General features: G+C 56.0%; 20 protein-coding genes. 9 read left to right on the top strand and 11 right to left on the bottom strand.

Going from position 1 to position 16,414, the window contains the following annotated elements:
• Positions 1-122: 122 nt before the first annotated feature.
• From ACA068_RS01315 to ACA068_RS01335, 5 genes are all read left to right on the top strand, one after another.
• Positions 123-1,409 carry an OprD family porin gene (locus ACA068_RS01315; protein ID WP_497307007.1) on the top strand — a complete coding sequence of 429 codons (1,287 nt, stop codon included), beginning with the start codon at positions 123-125 and terminating at the stop codon, positions 1,407-1,409.
• Positions 1,410-1,640: 231 nt separating this feature from the next.
• Positions 1,641-2,390, top strand: coding sequence for a 2OG-Fe dioxygenase family protein (locus tag ACA068_RS01320; protein ID WP_094469618.1), 750 nt, complete (start codon positions 1,641-1,643; stop codon positions 2,388-2,390).
• Positions 2,391-2,436: 46 nt separating this feature from the next.
• Positions 2,437-2,850, top strand: a complete 414-nt coding sequence (locus ACA068_RS01325; protein ID WP_169857613.1) for a GNAT family N-acetyltransferase — start codon at positions 2,437-2,439, stop codon at positions 2,848-2,850.
• Positions 2,847-3,563: an AzlC family ABC transporter permease gene (locus tag ACA068_RS01330; RefSeq protein WP_497307009.1), complete on the top strand. Its 717-nt coding sequence runs from the start codon at positions 2,847-2,849 to the stop codon at positions 3,561-3,563. The genes ACA068_RS01325 and ACA068_RS01330 overlap by 4 nt, the downstream gene beginning before the upstream one ends.
• Positions 3,542-3,859: an AzlD domain-containing protein gene (locus tag ACA068_RS01335; RefSeq protein WP_497307010.1), complete on the top strand. Its 318-nt coding sequence runs from the start codon at positions 3,542-3,544 to the stop codon at positions 3,857-3,859. Before ACA068_RS01330 ends, ACA068_RS01335 begins: the two co-directional genes overlap by 22 nt.
• Here the strand turns inward: ACA068_RS01335 and ACA068_RS01340 are convergent.
• Positions 3,776-4,702, bottom strand: coding sequence for a LysR family transcriptional regulator (locus ACA068_RS01340; protein ID WP_497307012.1), 927 nt, complete (start codon positions 4,700-4,702; stop codon positions 3,776-3,778). The genes ACA068_RS01335 and ACA068_RS01340 overlap by 84 nt on opposite strands.
• 537 nt (positions 4,703-5,239) lie before the next feature.
• Here ACA068_RS01340 and ACA068_RS01345 point away from each other — a divergent pair.
• On the top strand, positions 5,240-6,853 hold the full coding sequence (locus ACA068_RS01345) for a Fic family protein (RefSeq protein ID WP_497307014.1): 1,614 nt from the start codon (positions 5,240-5,242) through the stop codon (positions 6,851-6,853).
• 72 nt (positions 6,854-6,925) lie between these two features.
• On the opposite strand, the gene ACA068_RS01350 is transcribed toward ACA068_RS01345, so the two are convergent.
• Both ACA068_RS01350 and ACA068_RS01355 read right to left on the bottom strand, forming a co-directional pair.
• Positions 6,926-7,207, bottom strand: a complete 282-nt coding sequence (locus ACA068_RS01350) for a DUF3077 domain-containing protein (RefSeq protein WP_497307016.1) — start codon at positions 7,205-7,207, stop codon at positions 6,926-6,928.
• A gap of 227 nt (positions 7,208-7,434) precedes the next feature.
• Complete coding sequence (locus tag ACA068_RS01355) at positions 7,435-7,623, bottom strand: hypothetical protein (protein WP_497307018.1); 189 nt, start codon at positions 7,621-7,623, stop codon at positions 7,435-7,437.
• A gap of 226 nt (positions 7,624-7,849) precedes the next feature.
• Between ACA068_RS01355 and ACA068_RS01360 the strand changes: the two genes are divergently transcribed.
• Genes ACA068_RS01360 through ACA068_RS01370 form a run of 3 tightly spaced genes read left to right on the top strand, consistent with a single transcriptional unit; the run spans position 7,850 to position 9,477 of the window.
• The gene (locus ACA068_RS01360; protein ID WP_059406388.1) at positions 7,850-8,071 is read left to right on the top strand and encodes a tautomerase family protein; all 222 of its coding nucleotides are present in this window, start codon (positions 7,850-7,852) and stop codon (positions 8,069-8,071) included.
• Positions 8,068-8,724, top strand: a complete 657-nt coding sequence (locus tag ACA068_RS01365; protein ID WP_497307020.1) for a DsbA family oxidoreductase — start codon at positions 8,068-8,070, stop codon at positions 8,722-8,724. Before ACA068_RS01360 ends, ACA068_RS01365 begins: the two co-directional genes overlap by 4 nt.
• Positions 8,725-8,766: 42 nt before the next feature.
• Positions 8,767-9,477: an SDR family NAD(P)-dependent oxidoreductase gene (locus tag ACA068_RS01370; RefSeq protein WP_497307021.1), complete on the top strand. Its 711-nt coding sequence runs from the start codon at positions 8,767-8,769 to the stop codon at positions 9,475-9,477.
• Positions 9,478-9,625: 148 nt separating this feature from the next.
• Here the strand turns inward: ACA068_RS01370 and ACA068_RS01375 are convergent, their stop codons facing one another.
• The 8 genes from ACA068_RS01375 to ACA068_RS01410 all read right to left on the bottom strand — a co-directional run bounded on the left by ACA068_RS01375 (position 9,626) and on the right by ACA068_RS01410 (position 16,414).
• Positions 9,626-9,838, bottom strand: a complete 213-nt coding sequence (locus tag ACA068_RS01375; RefSeq protein ID WP_497310523.1) for a hypothetical protein — start codon at positions 9,836-9,838, stop codon at positions 9,626-9,628.
• 470 nt (positions 9,839-10,308) lie between these two features.
• On the bottom strand, positions 10,309-11,166 hold the full coding sequence (locus tag ACA068_RS01380) for a DUF5677 domain-containing protein (protein WP_497307023.1): 858 nt from the start codon (positions 11,164-11,166) through the stop codon (positions 10,309-10,311).
• 163 nt (positions 11,167-11,329) lie between these two features.
• Positions 11,330-12,478 (bottom strand): site-specific integrase, encoded by a 1,149-nt coding sequence (locus ACA068_RS01385; RefSeq protein ID WP_497307025.1) that lies wholly within the window; start codon positions 12,476-12,478, stop codon positions 11,330-11,332.
• Complete coding sequence (locus tag ACA068_RS01390) at positions 12,475-12,687, bottom strand: hypothetical protein (RefSeq protein WP_497307027.1); 213 nt, start codon at positions 12,685-12,687, stop codon at positions 12,475-12,477. Before ACA068_RS01390 ends, ACA068_RS01385 begins: the two co-directional genes overlap by 4 nt.
• Positions 12,688-12,843: 156 nt before the next feature.
• Positions 12,844-13,044 carry a hypothetical protein gene (locus tag ACA068_RS01395; RefSeq protein ID WP_497307029.1) on the bottom strand — a complete coding sequence of 67 codons (201 nt, stop codon included), beginning with the start codon at positions 13,042-13,044 and terminating at the stop codon, positions 12,844-12,846.
• The gene (locus ACA068_RS01400) at positions 13,041-13,304 is read right to left on the bottom strand and encodes a hypothetical protein (RefSeq protein WP_497307031.1); all 264 of its coding nucleotides are present in this window, start codon (positions 13,302-13,304) and stop codon (positions 13,041-13,043) included. The genes ACA068_RS01395 and ACA068_RS01400 overlap by 4 nt, the downstream gene beginning before the upstream one ends.
• 59 nt (positions 13,305-13,363) lie before the next feature.
• A complete protein-coding gene (locus ACA068_RS01405; RefSeq protein ID WP_497307033.1) occupies positions 13,364-13,693 on the bottom strand; it encodes a hypothetical protein in 330 nt (109 codons plus the stop codon).
• Between the two features lie 18 nt (positions 13,694-13,711).
• Positions 13,712-16,414 (bottom strand): toprim domain-containing protein, encoded by a 2,703-nt coding sequence (locus ACA068_RS01410; protein WP_497307034.1) that lies wholly within the window; start codon positions 16,412-16,414, stop codon positions 13,712-13,714.

The following is a 16,414-nucleotide window of genomic DNA, read 5'->3' on the forward strand; positions in this document are numbered from 1 at the left end:
AAAGGCCCGCCACGATTTTTTCGTGGGCGGGCCTTTTTGTTTTGGGTGAAAAAAGAGTGCGATAGCGCCGTTTCAGCCGTTCGACACAGCGCGTATCAACCGGTAATAAGGAAAAGAACAAAATGTTGAATAAGCGAATCAGCCTGATCGCTCTGGGGATGTTGAGCGCTACACAGGCCATGGCTAACGACCAGGCCGAGTCCAAGGGATTTGTTGAAGACAGCAGCCTCAAAGTGCTGCTGCGCAACGCCTACATCAATCGTGATTACAAAGACGGCAACCCGGACAAAGCCGAGTGGGGCCAAGCGGCCATCGGTACGTTCTCGTCCGGCTTCACCCAAGGCACTGTCGGTGTGGGTGTGGATGCTTTCGGTCTGTACGCACTGCGTCTGGATGGCGGCAAGGGTCGTACCGGCGCACAAGGTATCGACTTCTTTAAAAAGGGCGACAGCGGCAACGCGGCTGACGACCTGTCCAAGGGCGGCGCAGCGGTCAAGTTCCGTCTCTCCAGCACCACGCTGACCTACGGCGACCAGATGCCGGCCCTGCCGGTGCTGAGCTACGACAACTCGCGCCTGCTGCCAGAAAGCTACACCGGCACCCTGATCACCTCCAAGGAGATCAAAGGCCTGGAGCTGAACGCCGGTCGCTTCACCGCCGAGTCGCGCAAAAGCGCTGAAGGCCGTGACAGTGGTGGCCTGAAGTCGATCAACGTGTTGGGCGGCAGCTACCAGTTCACCGAACAATTCAAGGCTGCGGTGTACGCCTCCGACGTCGAAGACGTGTTGAAGAAGCAATACGTGAACGCCAACTACGTGTTCCCGATCGACAAGGATCAGTCCCTGACCCTGGACTTCAACGGCTACCGCACCAAGCTGGATGATGCCTACGTCCGCGAAAGCGGCGCTACCGGCGACGACAACAAAATCTGGAGCCTGGCTGCGACTTTTGCCACCGGCCCGCACTCGTTCACCCTCGCTCACCAGCGCAGCACTGGCGACAGCAACCTGGGCTACGCCTACGGCGGTTACCAGAAGGGTCAAGGTCGTGTTGGTGACGGCGGCAACACCATCTACCTGGCGAACTCCTACTGGTCCGACTTCAACGCCGAAGACGAGCGCAGCTGGCAGTTGGGCTACGGTCTGGACTTCAGCACCTTCGGTATTCCGGGGCTGAGCTACAACTTCGCTTATGTGCGCGGTGACAACATCACCACGTCCACCAGCGAAGGCGGCACCGAGCGCGAAATCTTCAACCAGTTCAAGTACGTCGTGCAAAGCGGCCCGGCCAAAGACCTGAGCGTGAAACTGCGCAGCTCGATCCTGCGTGTTTCGCAGAAATCCAGTGAGTACAACGTCAGCGGTAACGAAGTGCGTGTGTTCGTGGACTACCCGATCAACATCTTCTGATGATCGATTGAGTGTTCAACACTCGCTAAAAACCCCGACTGGCTCGGGGTTTTTTTTCGCCTGAGAACCATCGAAAAACGCATAAAACGGCCATTTTCGATCATGAAAAGTTGAATTAAAGCAACGTCATGCCCCGTTTCAAACAGCGCTTGATATGCCTCAAATTCTTTCTCATGGACGTAAATCCTGTGCTCTCTAGATTAGGCAGCTAAATGCACGGAGATTTTTAAAATGATCGTTTTGAACAAAGAAGTGGGCGAATTTCTACGGCGTGACAAATATGCGAACGTCCGGGGTGCTGACTTCAATCTTTTCGGTCATTTCAACGACTTCGTCAGATTGACCAGAAGTTGGGAAAACATGGAGCCGGACAGTTACTACGGTCAGGCCGAGGCGGGCATGCGGTACCGTCGCTACAGCGATTTCGAGTACAACCCGGTCACGCGCGACCTGAAGCAACTGGAACACCGCGCGTATGTTCAGTCCAAGGCGAACAACAGTTACGTTGGCGGGATGGTTCGGCACTTCCAGGACTTCTCCGATGAGATCATCAGTTCGCCGGTGATGCGCAGCCTGATCGACACCGACTTCGAAGTGTACAAAAACGTTTTGCCACCTGAGTTGCACGACGAAATCTGGCAATGCCAGATTCACCAGATCCGCATCGAGATCAAGCCTGGCAAACAACTGGAAATCACCCCGGAAGGTATTCACTGCGACGGTTATCCGTTCAGCGGCGTGCACTTTTGGGGACGCAATAACGTTGAAGGGGCAGAGAGCCGTTTGTACGACACGGAAAACCAGGAACACCTGGCCTCGACGACGTATCAGGAAATCCTCGACACCACCTACTTTCTCGATCGCGACATGCGTCACTACGTGACACCGGCGCGCAATACCCATTCTCACGACATGGCGTACCGGCAGATTCTGGCGATCTCTTTCTCGCGGCCCGGGACCGCTTTCGACATTGTTCGCTGAACAGTACAACTCCGTGACCAGCCTCGCCGAGTGCCCCGCACCGGTGATGTTGCGGCGCACCACGGCCAAGGATGCACAGCGCCTGGAACGCTTCTTTCGGCAATTCGAAGAAGTGTCTTTCTGTGAATGGCAGGACGCCAAATGCCTGCGCAGTGTGCTGGTGCAAAAGACCACCACCGCGTTTATCGCGCTGGACGTCAGCGGCGAAATCGTCGGCGCCGTGTTGGGCGGAATGCTCGGCAGTCGCGGCACGATCAACCACCTCGCCGTGAGCCCGGATTACCGCAGCCAAGGCGTCGGTCAACGCCTGGTTGAAGCGGCGTCCTCAGACATGAAGCGCGTGGGCGTGCTGCGGATGTTCCTGTTTGTCGACGATGCTAACCTTGCCGGCCAGCGCTTCTGGAGTGCCCAGGGTTTTTGCGAACCGCGCGGCGAAAGAACATTTGAGAGGGACCTATGAATGAGACGTCCAGCAGCCCGCCGCTGATGGTCGAGCCCCACGCTTCGCGCACCTTCGCCGAGGCCAGCCCTGTGGTTGCGGGTTACTTCACGGTGGCGTTTGTGTTCGGTTTGATGGCGGTAAATGCCGGGTTGCCCGTATGGCTGCCGGTCGCCATGTGCCTGTTCGTCTATGCCGGCGCTTCGCAGTTCGCCGCCCTGGCGCTGATTTCCAGCGGCGCTTCGCTCACCACCATCATCCTCACCACGTTTCTGATCAATGCGCGGCACATGCTGATGTCGGTCTACATGGCCAAGGCGTTGCAAGCGATGGGGCTCAGTCGAATGGAGCGCTGGTGTTACGCGGGTGGGTTGACCGATGAGTCATTCGCTTTTCACAGCGTCAAACTGGGTAAAGGCTCGCCCGTCAACGTGCGTTACCTGATTGGTTTCAATCTGTATTGCCACACCTCGTGGGTGCTCGGCGGTTTGCTGGGGGCGATTTGCGCGCAGTACGCGGCGCACTTGATTCAGTATCAGCTCGACTATGCGCTGACCGCGATGATGCTCTACGTGCTGGTGTCGCTGTGCAACACACGTAACAAACTCATCGCCGCCCTGGCCGCTGTCGCCTGCATGGGCGCGCTGAGCCTGGTCGGCAGCTCGCCTTTCAACGTATTCATCGCCACATTCGTGGGCTGCGGGGTGGGCGTATGCCTGACCAAACGTTCCTGATCCTGGTGGTCGCGCTGATGATGGCCGTGACCTTCCTGCCGCGTGCGTTGCCGCTGCAAGTGAACACCGACCATTGGCCGCCCTTCGTCGCCCGGGCGCTGGAATACTTGCCGGTGGCGATCGTCGCTGCAATCAGCCTTACGCCGTTGTTGATCAAGGATCAGCACGTGCAGCTCGATCGCCCGGAATTCTATGCCGCGATTCCGACGTTGTTATGTGCGTATTTCAGCAAAAACCTCTTTGTCTCCGTTGCGGTGGGAACGGCTGCGTACATTGCGCTCGGCTCGTTCATGTAGCGGGAGGTCGACCACATCGTGCAAGGCCTGCCCCGACAACTCCGGATTATTGATCGCCAGCCGCACTTCGAGGGCATCCTCGAAACCGGGGAAAATGGTCAAGCCGTTACGCTGGGCCGCATCCCGCGAGACCATGCCGAGGCCGTCCATTTGCGTGATCAAAGACAGCGTCAGGGTTTCGCTGCAGGAATAGACCATCCGCTTGCCCGACTCGTAATTGCCCAGACCGGCGTCGAGAAAGCGCAAGAAGCTGTGGGAATACGGACAATCGTCTGCCGGACGCACCTGGAACTTGTTGCCGAGCAGCACCAGCGGATCATGTTCCTGGCCGCAATGCGCACCGACCACCTGCACCTGGACATCGGGCAGGATGATGCTGGGCAACCCCGGCTTCTGCGGGCCGATCAACACGGCCAGGTCAAAGTCTTCGTTCTTCAGCTTGCTGAGGTTTTCCATCGACTCGGCGTAGCTGAATTCCAGCTGATAGTCGGGAAACACCTCAATCAGGCGTCCGATCATTCGCCGATTGAAGTCAGCCGACAGCGTGGTGTTCAGCGCCACCTTGAGCGTGCGCTGCCCAGGCACCTTCAGTGCGGCCACTTTTTCTTCCAGTTGCCGCGTGGCGACCAACACCTTGTCCATGTAAGGCGTGAGTTCCGTGCCCTGCGGGGTCAGGGTCAACCCCTTGTTGGAGCGACGAAACAACCGAAAACCGAACTGCTCTTCGACCTTGTTCAGCTGTGCGGCCAACGCCTGCACGGTTAAACAGGAATGCTCTGCCGCCGCCGACAAAGAGCCGGTCTGCACAATGCGCATCAGGTTGCGTAGGGTTCTGCTATCCATTGGGTAATGCCCTCTAAAGTGGGCTGGCTATTGTTGAGTACCTGGCCGCCGGTTGGGCGATACGTGCTGGCTATAATCCTGCACATGAACACGCTTGTCCCGAGTTTAGTAGCGAAATGATGCTGCGTCCGATGGCTGGAGGCTTACATAGAGTCGAGGTTTTTGGGGAGGGGTGGGTGATCAGGGTCAAAAAAATGCTCGGACCGGGAGGTTTGGGCATTTTTTTTGGTTGAAAAGGCAGCGACGTTTCGGGTTTCAGCGTGTGAGGGGTTCAGTGAAATTGTCTGATTTCGAAACGGTTTTGTGCAAAAAGCCAGATTTATGATCGTTTTTGAGCAAGTAAAATCGTTTTTATACGCTTGGGTCAGTTTGAGGTGCCCAATTCGATTGGCGAAGCTCAATTTGAAGTGCTCTAAATGTTCGTTTTTATGCATTAGCCCCGAAAAATAATCATTTTTATGCAGCAAAACCTGATTTTGATCGTTAATCTCCATTTATGGCGATTTGATTTGGCCGAGGTTTCAAAAGGAGTGTGAGGTGAGCGAGTTTCCCGTAGACCCCATCGGTGCTGCCTGGTTAGCAACAACATTCGACGTGCGCCCAATGGCACGGCTACCTGTGTTAAGTCAGGTCGGTAGCCGACGGTCAACCCAGGTCGAAGACGGGTTTCGTCTTGAGACCTATACGGAAAACATGCGCCCCGATCCGGACTTTTCATCCCATCTGCAATTTCACCTGCGGCATGAAGTCCCGAACCTTGAGTTCTTGACCAGACTGTTTACCAAGGTGGGTGCTGCACCGTTACAAGGCTGGTTGAAGGACGAGCCCACCGGCCAATATGCCCGCAGGTCGGCGTTCTTGTTTGAGTGGCTCACTGGCGAGCGGTTGCAGGCGCCAGAACCTATAGGCGGCAAGTATGTCGACGCCATCAACGCCGATCTGATGGTGGCGGCTTCACCCGAAGAGGCAGTGAAGGTGCCGCGTTGGCGAGTGAATGACAACCTGCCTGGCACGACCTACTTCTGCCCAATCGTCGTCAAGACAGCAGCCGTCCAGTCAGCAGCGGACCTCGATGTGCCTCACCTCTTTGGTCAACTGACCGCAGAGTTTGGCGAAGCGCTTCTGCTGCGCGCCGCCGCATGGATGACGCTCAGGGAAAGCAAAGCCAGCTTCGCCATTGAAGGGGAGGCGGACCGTTCTACGCGTATCCAGCGTTTCGCAGATGTGTTGGCGCGACGAACCGGTCAGGGCGAACTGCCGCTCACCGATGCTGCCCTGGCTGAGATGCAAGAAGAAATCCTTGGAGCAGTGACCACACTGACACGAATGGGGATTCGGCAATCTCCGGTGTTTGTTGGCGAAACTGTCCGTTATCAGGAGATTGTCCATTACGTCGCTCCCCCGGAAGGCGATCTGGAGCGGATGTTGGAAGGCATTCGCGTCTTTCTGAATCGTACTCAAGGGCAGTCCCCGGTCATGCGCAGTGCTGTAGCAGCGTTCGCGTTCGTCTATATCCATCCGCTGGCCGACGGCAACGGCCGGGTCCATCGCTTCCTGATCAATGACATTCTGCGTCGTGACGGGGCCATCCCAGACCCGGTGATTCTCCCGATTTCAGCTGTTATCACTGACGACTCTGCTGAGCGGCGTCTTTATGACAGCGTGCTGGATCAGGTTTCAAAACCACTCATGCAGGGCATACGAGACCAGGTAACATTCGCCAATACGCGTACGCAATACCCTGACGGCGTGGTCTCGAATATTGAATTCACAGGCCAGGATCAGGCCCGCCCGGTGTGGCGCTACCCGAACCTGGGACCACACGTTGTGTTCATGTCCAACGTCATTCGTCGCACGATCACCGAACAGATGCGTGAAGAGTCGCGGTATTTGCGCAGCCACATAAGGGCCAGACAGGCGATCAAGGAAGTCGTTGAAATGCCTGATCAACAGGCTGATCGGCTCTTGCGATCCATAGAGCAGAACGAAGGGAAGCTGAGCAACGTATTGGCAAAGGAAATGCCTGTGCTGGCAAGGCCGGATATTTGGGCTGCCATTGTCGACGCTGTGGCTCAGTCGGTTCGGGGGGAGGAGCCGATAGACAGTAGCGTGAGTGATCGATACCACCCGAATCAGCCAGTGGGTCGATGACCTACTTACGCAAAAAGCCCCGATTGATTCGGGGCTTTTTTTGCGCGCAGTTTTCTGATGGACGTGACGGCGTTACTGATTGCGATTGTTCATCGGCGCGTCCAACACCTTCACCACGTCATCAATGATCGCCTTACTCATATCCTGCAAATAATGCGATGCCCAGGCATGCCGGTCGGTGTCGCGGACCATTGCGGCGTCTGATGCGAGCAGTTTGGCGACGTGGAGCAGGTCGGATGCGTGGGAGAGGGCTGCGATGACCGGGACGCCGGCGTTTATGCGGAAGAGCGGTTGGTTGGCGTGGTAGGAGAAAGGGGTGAGGCCGATGGTTTTCAGGTCTTGAGGGTTGGTCATTGGGCACCTCCGGTTTTTGGGCGGTGGTGTGCGTGACTTGGTGCAGCAATGGCAAAAATTTTGAATGGATTGCGGGCATTCATAAGGAGAACTCCAGTTGGTTTCTGCATCAAATTCGAGTTCTCAGGCCCGGTCGCTGAATTGGCAGCGACGGGTTGAAAGTAGCTTGAGGGCCGCGGATGCGCAATCGTGGCTAGGTGGTGGCGTAGGGTGAGAGCTTCGGTGATTTACTGGTCCTGAGGCTTGGGAATAGGGGAATGCCCCACGTCTAATCTGACGCCGGCCTCATTCTCTTCGACGCCAGGCTTTTGCGGGCAATCAGTGACTATCGATAGCTCCACTTCCCCCACCATTTTGTTGGCGATTTCCTCGTCGTGCGTGACATGGAACGGGCTGTCGAAAAATAGAATTGTCATGAGCATTTCTCCATTTTTTGGCGATATCTAAACGTTGCGTTAAATGGAAGTTGGCCGATTAATCATTTTCGACGCAAACAGTTTTAGCGTCCTCCATCGAGACAATCATTACACGAAGTAACTAATGATGTTCCCGCTCCCACCTTTATCCCCTCCAGCTAACTCCATACATTGAGCTCCAACGCCGACCCATTCATTCCGAAGGGAAGGTCACTGGAGAGTCCTCATGCCTTTCGTAAGCGTACGCATCACCCGCGATGGCGTTACCTCTGAGCAGAAAGCTCAGGTGATCGCCGAAATCACTGAAACCCTGGAGCGCGTCCTGAAGAAGGATCCGCACCTGACCCACATCGTGATCGAAGAAGTCGACACCGATAACTGGGGTTACGCCGGCATCACCACCACCCAGTACCGAAAGCAACTGGCTGAGGCGGAGGGCAAGTCATGACCGCGACAGTCTCCATCGATTTCATCTCCGACGTGGTGTGCCCGTGGTGTGCATTGGGCGCGACGGCGCTGGAGCAGGCGATCGAGAACGTGGCTGGTGAAGTCTCGGTGGAGCTGACCTACAAGCCCTTCGAGCTGAACCCGGACATGCCGGCAGTCGGCGAAAAAGCGGTCGAGCATTTGATGCGCAAATATGGAAGGACTGCCGAAGACGTCGCCGTCGGCAAAGCGATGCAGATCGAGCGTGGCGCGGCCATCGGTTTCAAGTTCGATTTGGAGAAACGCACTCACTTCTACAACACGTTTGATGCGCATCGGCTGCTGTTGTGGGCGTTGCAGGAAGGGCGGCAGGTCGCTCTGAAGAAAATCCTGTTGCGCGCTTACTTCGCCGACGGCCAGAACCCGAGTGATCGCGAGACGCTGGTTCGTCTGGCAGCTGAAGCGGGACTGGATGCGGCGGCTGCTCAAGAGGTGTTGGCGTCCGGCGCGTTTGCCAAAGAAGTACGTGAGCTCGAAGCGTTCTACCGCCAGCACGGCATCAACTCGGTTCCGGCCATGGTGCTGAACGGTCGCCACCTGGTGTCCGGTTCGCAGTCGGTCGAGTACTACGAACAGATGTTGAGACAAATGGCCAACGCCCCCGCCGAAGCCTGATTACTTACTTTTCAAACCATCATTTATTAGTAGAGGTTCATCATGAGCAATTCGAAAAAAGTCATCGTAGTTACCGGCGCATCCCAAGGCCTCGGCGCAGGCATGGTTAAAGCCTTCCGCGAACTGGATTACAAAGTTGTCGCCACTTCGCGTTCGATCAAACCGTCCACCGACCCGGACATCCTCACCGTGGCCGGCGACATCGGCGACCCGGCCGTCGCGCAGCAAGTGATCCGTGAAGCCATCGCCCGTTTTGGCCGCATCGACACCCTGGTCAACAACGCCGGGATCTTCGTTGCCAAGCCGTTTACCGCCTACACCCCTGAAGACTACGCGGCGGTGCTGTCGGTGAACCTGAATGGCTTCTTCTACATCACCCAACTCGCGATCACCGAGATGGAAAAACAAGGCAAAGGCCACGTTGTCAACATCACCACCAGTCTGGTGGATCACGCGATTGACGGTGTGCCGTCGGTACTGGCCTCGCTGACCAAAGGTGGCTTGAACGCTGCGACCAAGTCCCTGGCCATTGAGTACGCCAAGCGTGGGATTCGGGTGAATGCGGTTTCGCCAGGCATCATCAAGACTCCGATGCATGGTGAGGAGACGCATGAAGCGTTGGGGAATCTGCATCCGGTTGGGCATATGGGTGAGATTAGTGATATTGCGCAGGCTGTTGTTTATTTGGATAGCGCGAACTTTGTCACCGGCGAGATCCTGCATGTGGATGGTGGGCAGAGCGCGGGTCACTAAGACCGTTTTTCCAAACCGCAGAAACAACAAAGCCCTCGTATTTCTACGAGGGCTTTGTTGTGTGGTGTCGGCAATAGATCTGAAAAATAGATCTGAGAATCATCTGGGCGCCCCCCCACCTCTCGTAGGTGGCGAGTGATTCCATTCGCTACAGGCAGGAAAGCTCCACATCTTCTTCGTCGGGGACTTTGTCTGTAACAATCACTCGTGCGTGTGCGCTGTGCTCGTCCTCCATACGCAACCCGAAGTAGCGGGTATCGTTGGCGTCCCAAAATGCCTCTATCTGCGCCATGGGTGCATGTTCAAGCAGCACCTCGGCGCTGTGCTCCAAGATGATCGAGTAACGTCGTTCGGTGTTCATTACAAAGGGGCTCGCAACGGCGGAGAGAAGTGGCAGGTTGTGCATCAGCACTGCTTTCATTATGCCGCCTCACTGATTTTCGACCTTAACCGCTCATCGTTTCGGTGAGATATGTAGATGCGCGGTACCAGAATTGGATGCGTCGATTCGCACCTTTGATGAATATAACCATCCTTCAGCGAGAGGGGCGGAGGAGGAGCGAACACGAAACGAGGAGCGAGCAGGGGAAACTCAGGAGCGTAAGACCCATAAACGAAAAAGGCCCACCTTTCGGTGAGCCTTTTTCGATACTGCGTATGGTGCCGGCACCAGGAGTCGAACCCGGGACCTACTGATTACAAGGAAGCTGCTCAGAACAGTAAAATCAAGGGGTTGAGAGATTTCTTATTACGTGCTGACGCCCCAAAGCCCGCGTTATTCGCGGGCTCAGGATCGCTTCTTACGTGGGATTTGCTCAATCGACAGGCAGTTCATTCTCGCGGCCGGTAAAGAAAATCCATATCTTCAGCACAGAGATTCCACTTTTCCGCGATCTCGCGTACTTCACCCGCATGAAGCAGTACGTTCTTGGCAGGGGGGAACAAGCTCGCATAATGATGTGAGAAGTGCCCCATCAGCATGACGATAACCTGCAAGTGACCTGTTGCCAGCATGTACTGATCTTCCAGAGTGGCCGCTTGGCCGTTCTGAAGCGCGCCGATGAAGTCACTGTGGACATGGCCGCTTAAGAAGGGATAGGTCGAGGTGAAGTAGGTTCTGTGCAAACCAGCCTCCACTGCCAGGTCATTCCAGTGCCAGCCCACACCCCAGTCACCCTTGCGCAAGCGTTCTCGATGGGGCTCAGCATAGTTTTGGAAGTGCGGAGAGCTCTGGATCAAAGGCCATAAGGCGGCAGCATCGTCTTCGGCTACCTGTCGGGCCGTTCGAGCATCATCCGTAGTGGCTGCGAATTTGCTCCGCTTTTTCCACCCACAATACTCCCAAACATTATGTCGGAACTCTTGCAGCGATTCATTTCCGCCGCTGAGAAGCCAGGTCATCACTAGATAGTTTTCAAGCGATGAGCGAGTCAGAACCGCTACTGAAGAATGATCAATAAAGCCGCGTGATGGGATGGTTTGATTTTGAAAGGGAGAGGCTTCAAGTAAAGTTCGCGCGGAACACATATGACGGAATAGCTTCTTTGCCAGGTCATGCTGACTGAACATCCACCTAGGAGAGTCAGCTGCCGGATCGTGCTGCACTGCCTGCGCAGTGATCATGTCTGCAATGAGTGAAATCAGAAGACCGAATTCCCTCTCAAGCTCTTCCATTCGTTGATACGGCATCCGCAGACTTCCCCTCTATTGTCATGTTCATTCAGTGTATCAGTAGGCCAGTCGCCGCTGGCCCGGCGCGGCCTTGCCGAAAAAGAGTAACGAGGTGATGTTACGTGCAAACTCGCCAAAGCCCGCATATATCGCGGGCACTAGTTCGCTTGTCACGGGGGGCTCAGTCAGCAGACGGGGATACGGTAGGGATACTCAAGTCGTAAACGTCCATCATCTTGGGGTCACGATGCCCGCTGGCTTCCTGCTTGTCTGCCCGGTTACCAACTGTATCGGTAATGCCGCGTCGTTTCAGGTCATGCAGGGCAAAGCGTTCGTCTGGTGTGACGGCGCCGTCCGCTATCGCCAGTGTGATGAACCGCTGCCAGGCGGTGTCGAGGCTGGATTTGCGAAGCGGACCGCCATGGCTGGCCACGATGATGTGACGCCGTGATGGTGAGATCGGAATAGTCGTTTTGCGACGTTTCCAGGTCCTTGCACGAAGCGCCTTCGCGCTATCCCAAACCGCACGTAACCGCGGAGTCCAACGCACTATGTTGTCGCGGCTGCCCTTGCGACGGTTGGTCAACAGCCCCTCGTCCAGCTCGTTGGCGTCGGTTAGGGTCACGACCTCGATGCCACGCAACCGACAGAGGTAGGCCAGCTCCATGACGCTGGCCAGATACTCCGGGCAACCACCTGGTTCATTGCGTGCCAACCGGCCGCGTGCAGTTGCGCGGTCGATCAGGATGTCCATGACGTTGTGGCGTGGCAGCCGGCGTTGTTTGCGCTCAATCGGCGCCTCGATGCCGAGCGCGGGATTCACTTCCAGAAATCCACGGTTACGGCCCCACTGCAACACGCGCCGCAGGTATCGCAGTGCGTGCGCAGCTTTTGACGGTGTGCCTTCATCTGCGAGCCGATCGACGATGCGTTGTACCAGAGCAGCCGTAAATTTCTTTACAGCCAGGTCGCCCAGCGGCTTGCCCAGTTTGGTTGGTACGTTGAGCATCACGTCGCGGGAATAGCAGTAATCATCGTGGGTTTTTGGGCTGAGTTTTTTATATCGTTCGCTCTCGTGGAATTGCTCACAAACATAGCGCAGGGTGCCCCGATCAATGTTGGACGCCTCGTCCATAATTCGGTGAAGTTCTGCGAGTGAGACGTCCGCCGGCGCCAAATTCTTCCGGCGCTGTTTTCCTGTCTCGTCGTAATGAAGGGTGTACCAAACGCCGCTGCCGCGATGATCAAAGTAAACGGCCGCCGGAAGGGCGGCCTGATCGACATGCGCAGGGATGTGGGGATTATGCTTACGCTTCCTGGCTCGCCTCATATTATATCGACGTCGTACCGTTCAGAGCTGGCCGGCTTGACGCCGCCGGCATGGTTAATCAGATCGAGCGTTGTCCAGGGACCGGTGCGGCCGCGAAACAATCGCACGCCCTGGTCAATCAGCGATCGTTCAACGTCCGACCTGCGCTGATAGCCAGTGATGTGCTGTAGGTCTTGAAAGGTCAAAATACCTGATGTGGCCAAGGTCACGGCACAGCCCCCGAATCTGACAATTTCCGCACCTGGTGGAAGCCGAGTTTAGAGGCGGACTCAGGTACCAGCGTAGTAGAAATCCATACATCAGATTCTGGCTGTATGCGCAGTCCACCGCGAAGGCGGACTACAAACCTGGCTGGCGATCGGCAGTTATACATAGCGGCGTTCCTTTGCTGTCTTGATTGCAGCCTTTTCGGCCATCACTGCGGCCCATGCGTCAGTTTTACGGTGCTGACGGATGCGGCTGCATTTTTTGTGTTTGCGGGTGGATCTGGCTGTACCGCATATATCGCAGATGCTCGGCAGGTCCAGCCGTTTGCTGGCCATTGTTGGACGGTCACGGGTACTCATGCAGCGACCCCTGATGACCCTCGGCTGGCCAGCAACTGGGCGACCACGGCGACTTCGTGTGCGCTGATGTCGCCAAGCTCTTTTGCAAAGCTGGTCACGCATTCAAGACGAATCCTTGCGTCGTCTGTTTTCCGCACCTGGTAATCGAACAATGCGGTGCCGACGATCCGAATGGCCATCAGATGCCGTGCCGACTGGACGTCATCGTTGGGCGTTGTGTTAGCCTTCAATTCGCTGCCGCTTTGGTGCTGTGCTTCCATGGTGTTGCCCTCAGTGGTGGTCGGTGCCGGGGAGCTGTAACTCCTCGGCACCACCCTAATTACCGGCCTTCGCCAGCACGTCGTTGTGGCGAACCTTCCTTCTTGACCAGGTGGATCAGCAGATCCTCAAGCTCGGTCACTTCCTCTGTTGCGGACTGCCATTTAAGTACCGCGTGGATTTGTTCTGTCGTGCAGTCCCGCACCAAGATTTCGGTGTCGCCTCCTACTGCACGTACCTCAAGAATCTCAACTAAGCCCGTTTCTCCGTAAGCCTCAGCGTGAACGGACACTGGTTGCCCCATCCAGTCCTGTAGGCCCAGCAGGTGCTTGAGGCGATCTGTATGACCCTCCCGGCCGGCGCCGGCGCCGGCGATGACGTGAACGTGCATGTTTTCTCTCCGTGGTGGTCAGGCCTTGAACTGCCAGCAGCTCACCGATTCAGGTGCGGGGCTGAGTGGCATGTTCTTGCGTTGAATGCTGTTGATGGCGCTGGACGTGGTGCGGTTGACGTCAATCAACTTGTGGGAGCGGCAGTCGCGCAGCAGTTGGCGTAACGTGCCGATGTCTGCGAGCTTCTGGCGATGCTCGGCCGCGACTTTGGCGAAGCCATTGAGGTTGATCGCGATGACGTCGGGCTTCTTGCTGTGATTAACCAGCGGCTCGCTGCTGAGCGATTCCAGGTACTCGTAGACCTGCCAGAACTCGACCACTTCCGGCGGATCGGTAATGATCGCGGCCTGACGTTCGTGCGCCATTGCGATGATTTCGCTGCGGGCGTCTTCGATCATTGTTCCGCTCAGGGGCAGTACAAGGGCGAGACAGTCCAGTAGCGCGAGCATCATGCTGTGGTTCTTGATGATCCGAGCCGAACCGAGAGTGCGCAGGGAACGTAGATACTCGCGATGTTTCGGGTAGCTCTCTGCAAATAGAGCCAGCACCTGCGGTTCGTGGCTGATCGCTTGAACAAGAAAATTGCTGACTTCGTCTATTTCCACCTGGTTAAGCGCATCCGCTGCTGTGGTGCTTTCAGGTGTGATCTTAGGTTTGAGGAAATGCAGTTTTACGATCCGGCTCATGATGGCCTCGTGGCCGGTCACTGGGGCGTTCATGCTGATAGCGATCGTGCCGCGAAACTCAGGCTCGTAGGTTTCGTTTGTATTGTTTTTCACGCCACGAGTGCCCAGCAGACCGCCGCCGAAAAAGTCTTTAAGTTCGTCCCAATCAAATGATTTTGTGTTTGCTGCGTCGCTATTCCGATCACCTTCGATCAGCACGACGGGCATGCCGGCAACTTGGCCCATCGCCCGACTGCGCCCGGATGTGGTGCCTTTTTTCGGATCGAAGCCCTCGTAGTGGCGTCCGAAAAGTTTCCACAAGAACACGATCAACGTGGTCTTGCCGGCGTCCGCTTCACCGGTGGCTTCAAGGAAAGGAAAGCTTTCGTACTTTGCACGGATCTGTTCCGCGAACAGCGAACCGAACCAGAACGTCAAGGCGATCAGCCCCTTGGTGCCGAAACATAGCCACAGCAACGTCAGCCAATCGTCGCGGTAGCCCTCGTGAGTGGCTTTCGGGTGGATCTTCACGTTTTTGACAAGGCACTTCACGCGGCGTTTACCGAACTCGAAAAAGTCGTCTTTGTTCGGTTTGAACACAGTCCCTTGATAGCAAGCGAGGTCACTAAATATGTAGGCCCCGTGCTCTTTGCTGTAGCCGACAAAATCCACCGTCTCGACGGTTTTGATGCCCTCGATCTGTTTCATCGATATTTGATCGAGGTGTTTTTGCGCACCCAGCCAAACGGCGCTGGAGTACAGAAGCCGGGCTTTGAATTCACCGCTCGATGCGAACTGTTTCAGGGTGAAGGTGATCTTCTCGCTGGGGGCATCGTTCGGTGGGCAGATCCGCACGTAGTACCAAGCTTCACCGGTTGACTCACTCACCTGTTTGTACAGAGCTTCAAACTTGCAATTGGCCAACAGTTTTAACGAGCAAGCCGTTTCCAGTGCCTTGCGTCTGGCTCCTTTCTCGGTAAGCAATTGATCTTCGTGATCGTCACTATTCAGCAGCTCGCGCTGTTCTTCGTCGAGCTTGTGTAGATCGAATTTCGCCCAGTACAGACGGTTATAAAAGTCGAAGTGAAACTCTGATCCCTCTTCTTCCCAGTCATAGATCAGCAGTGCTTTTTCCTTGGCGGACTCCGCCAGCAGAAGGTCGCCCTGGTGCCGGGCAGCTTCAAAGTCACGCTTGCGGCGGTGAATACGCTTCTGCTCGTCGTCCTCAAACTGCCAACGTTGATGCAGGTCGTTCCAATCGACTTTACGGCCGGGTTGCGGGATCAGTGCTGCCCTGCAGGTAAACCCCATTTCGCGAGCCAAACGCACCCATCGTCGGGCGTATTCACAAGCCCCAGGCTCATTGTCCGGAGCCCATACGAGCGTTGGCAGCTTCCCTCTTCGCAGTTCAACGAGCTTTTGCAGTGACGCCTCAGGGAAAGCGTTGGATGACATGGCGGCCACTGCAGCAATGTCGTTATGAACGAGTGCAATGGCGTCAAAGATTCCTTCGGTGATCCAGAGTTCTTTGACCTCGAGCAAGTCGATGCAGGGCGGACACCACCACACACCTTTGTAGCTTTCGCCCGGTTTGAAGCGTGCTTTTTTCTTTCCGAAGCGATGCGGCTTATCAATCAGTCGTTCCCAGTAGCCACCTTTTTCGAGGGCAAAGCGCACGGTGGCACTGCCGGCATTTGCTTCGGGGGAAAAGTAGCTGTCTTGTGAGTACCAACCCGAGATGACCTCAAGGCGAAAGCCGCGCCCGAACTCCAGATAGGCCCGTGCAGTGGCGTTTGGCTGATCATTTGTTACCGGCGCGCGCTTGCTCCAGTCTTCGAAGAGATCGTTGTAGATCTCCTTGACCGGCATGGTGTGCTTGCACTTTTCAGGGCGACCACAGATCACCATCCAGGGGGCTGAAAATCGCGTGAAAAGGGTTTTCTGATTGCAGTTGGGGCAAGTACCGCCACGCATGTAGTCAGTGCCACTGCGATGTTTAAGGCCGAAGTCGGACTCAAGGCGCTGCAATACGTCGTGACGCAGATCTTCTCTCAT

The sequence above is a fragment of the Pseudomonas sp. LBUM1660 genome (genome assembly GCF_059695935.1).

Bases quoted from the DNA above. Each gene is read 5' to 3' on its own strand.
- ACA068_RS01315 (WP_497307007.1), top strand. From the start codon at position 123: ATGTTGAATAAGCGAATCAGCCTGATCGCTCTGGGGATGTTGAGCGCT.
- ACA068_RS01320 (WP_094469618.1), top strand. From the start codon at position 1,641: ATGATCGTTTTGAACAAAGAAGTGGGCGAATTTCTACGGCGTGACAAA.
- ACA068_RS01325 (WP_169857613.1), top strand. From the start codon at position 2,437: ATGTTGCGGCGCACCACGGCCAAGGATGCACAGCGCCTGGAACGCTTC.
- ACA068_RS01330 (WP_497307009.1), top strand. From the start codon at position 2,847: ATGAATGAGACGTCCAGCAGCCCGCCGCTGATGGTCGAGCCCCACGCT.
- ACA068_RS01335 (WP_497307010.1), top strand. From the start codon at position 3,542: ATGCCTGACCAAACGTTCCTGATCCTGGTGGTCGCGCTGATGATGGCC.
- ACA068_RS01340 (WP_497307012.1), bottom strand. From the start codon at position 4,702: ATGGATAGCAGAACCCTACGCAACCTGATGCGCATTGTGCAGACCGGC.
- ACA068_RS01350 (WP_497307016.1), bottom strand. From the start codon at position 7,207: ATGACCAACCCTCAAGACCTGAAAACCATCGGCCTCACCCCTTTCTCC.
- ACA068_RS01355 (WP_497307018.1), bottom strand. From the start codon at position 7,623: ATGACAATTCTATTTTTCGACAGCCCGTTCCATGTCACGCACGACGAG.
- ACA068_RS01360 (WP_059406388.1), top strand. From the start codon at position 7,850: ATGCCTTTCGTAAGCGTACGCATCACCCGCGATGGCGTTACCTCTGAG.
- ACA068_RS01365 (WP_497307020.1), top strand. From the start codon at position 8,068: ATGACCGCGACAGTCTCCATCGATTTCATCTCCGACGTGGTGTGCCCG.
- ACA068_RS01370 (WP_497307021.1), top strand. From the start codon at position 8,767: ATGAGCAATTCGAAAAAAGTCATCGTAGTTACCGGCGCATCCCAAGGC.
- ACA068_RS01375 (WP_497310523.1), bottom strand. From the start codon at position 9,838: ATGAACACCGAACGACGTTACTCGATCATCTTGGAGCACAGCGCCGAG.
- ACA068_RS01380 (WP_497307023.1), bottom strand. From the start codon at position 11,166: ATGCCGTATCAACGAATGGAAGAGCTTGAGAGGGAATTCGGTCTTCTG.
- ACA068_RS01385 (WP_497307025.1), bottom strand. From the start codon at position 12,478: ATGAGGCGAGCCAGGAAGCGTAAGCATAATCCCCACATCCCTGCGCAT.
- ACA068_RS01395 (WP_497307029.1), bottom strand. From the start codon at position 13,044: ATGAGTACCCGTGACCGTCCAACAATGGCCAGCAAACGGCTGGACCTG.
- ACA068_RS01400 (WP_497307031.1), bottom strand. From the start codon at position 13,304: ATGGAAGCACAGCACCAAAGCGGCAGCGAATTGAAGGCTAACACAACG.
- ACA068_RS01405 (WP_497307033.1), bottom strand. From the start codon at position 13,693: ATGCACGTTCACGTCATCGCCGGCGCCGGCGCCGGCCGGGAGGGTCAT.
- ACA068_RS01410 (WP_497307034.1), bottom strand. From the start codon at position 16,414: ATGAGAGAAGATCTGCGTCACGACGTATTGCAGCGCCTTGAGTCCGAC.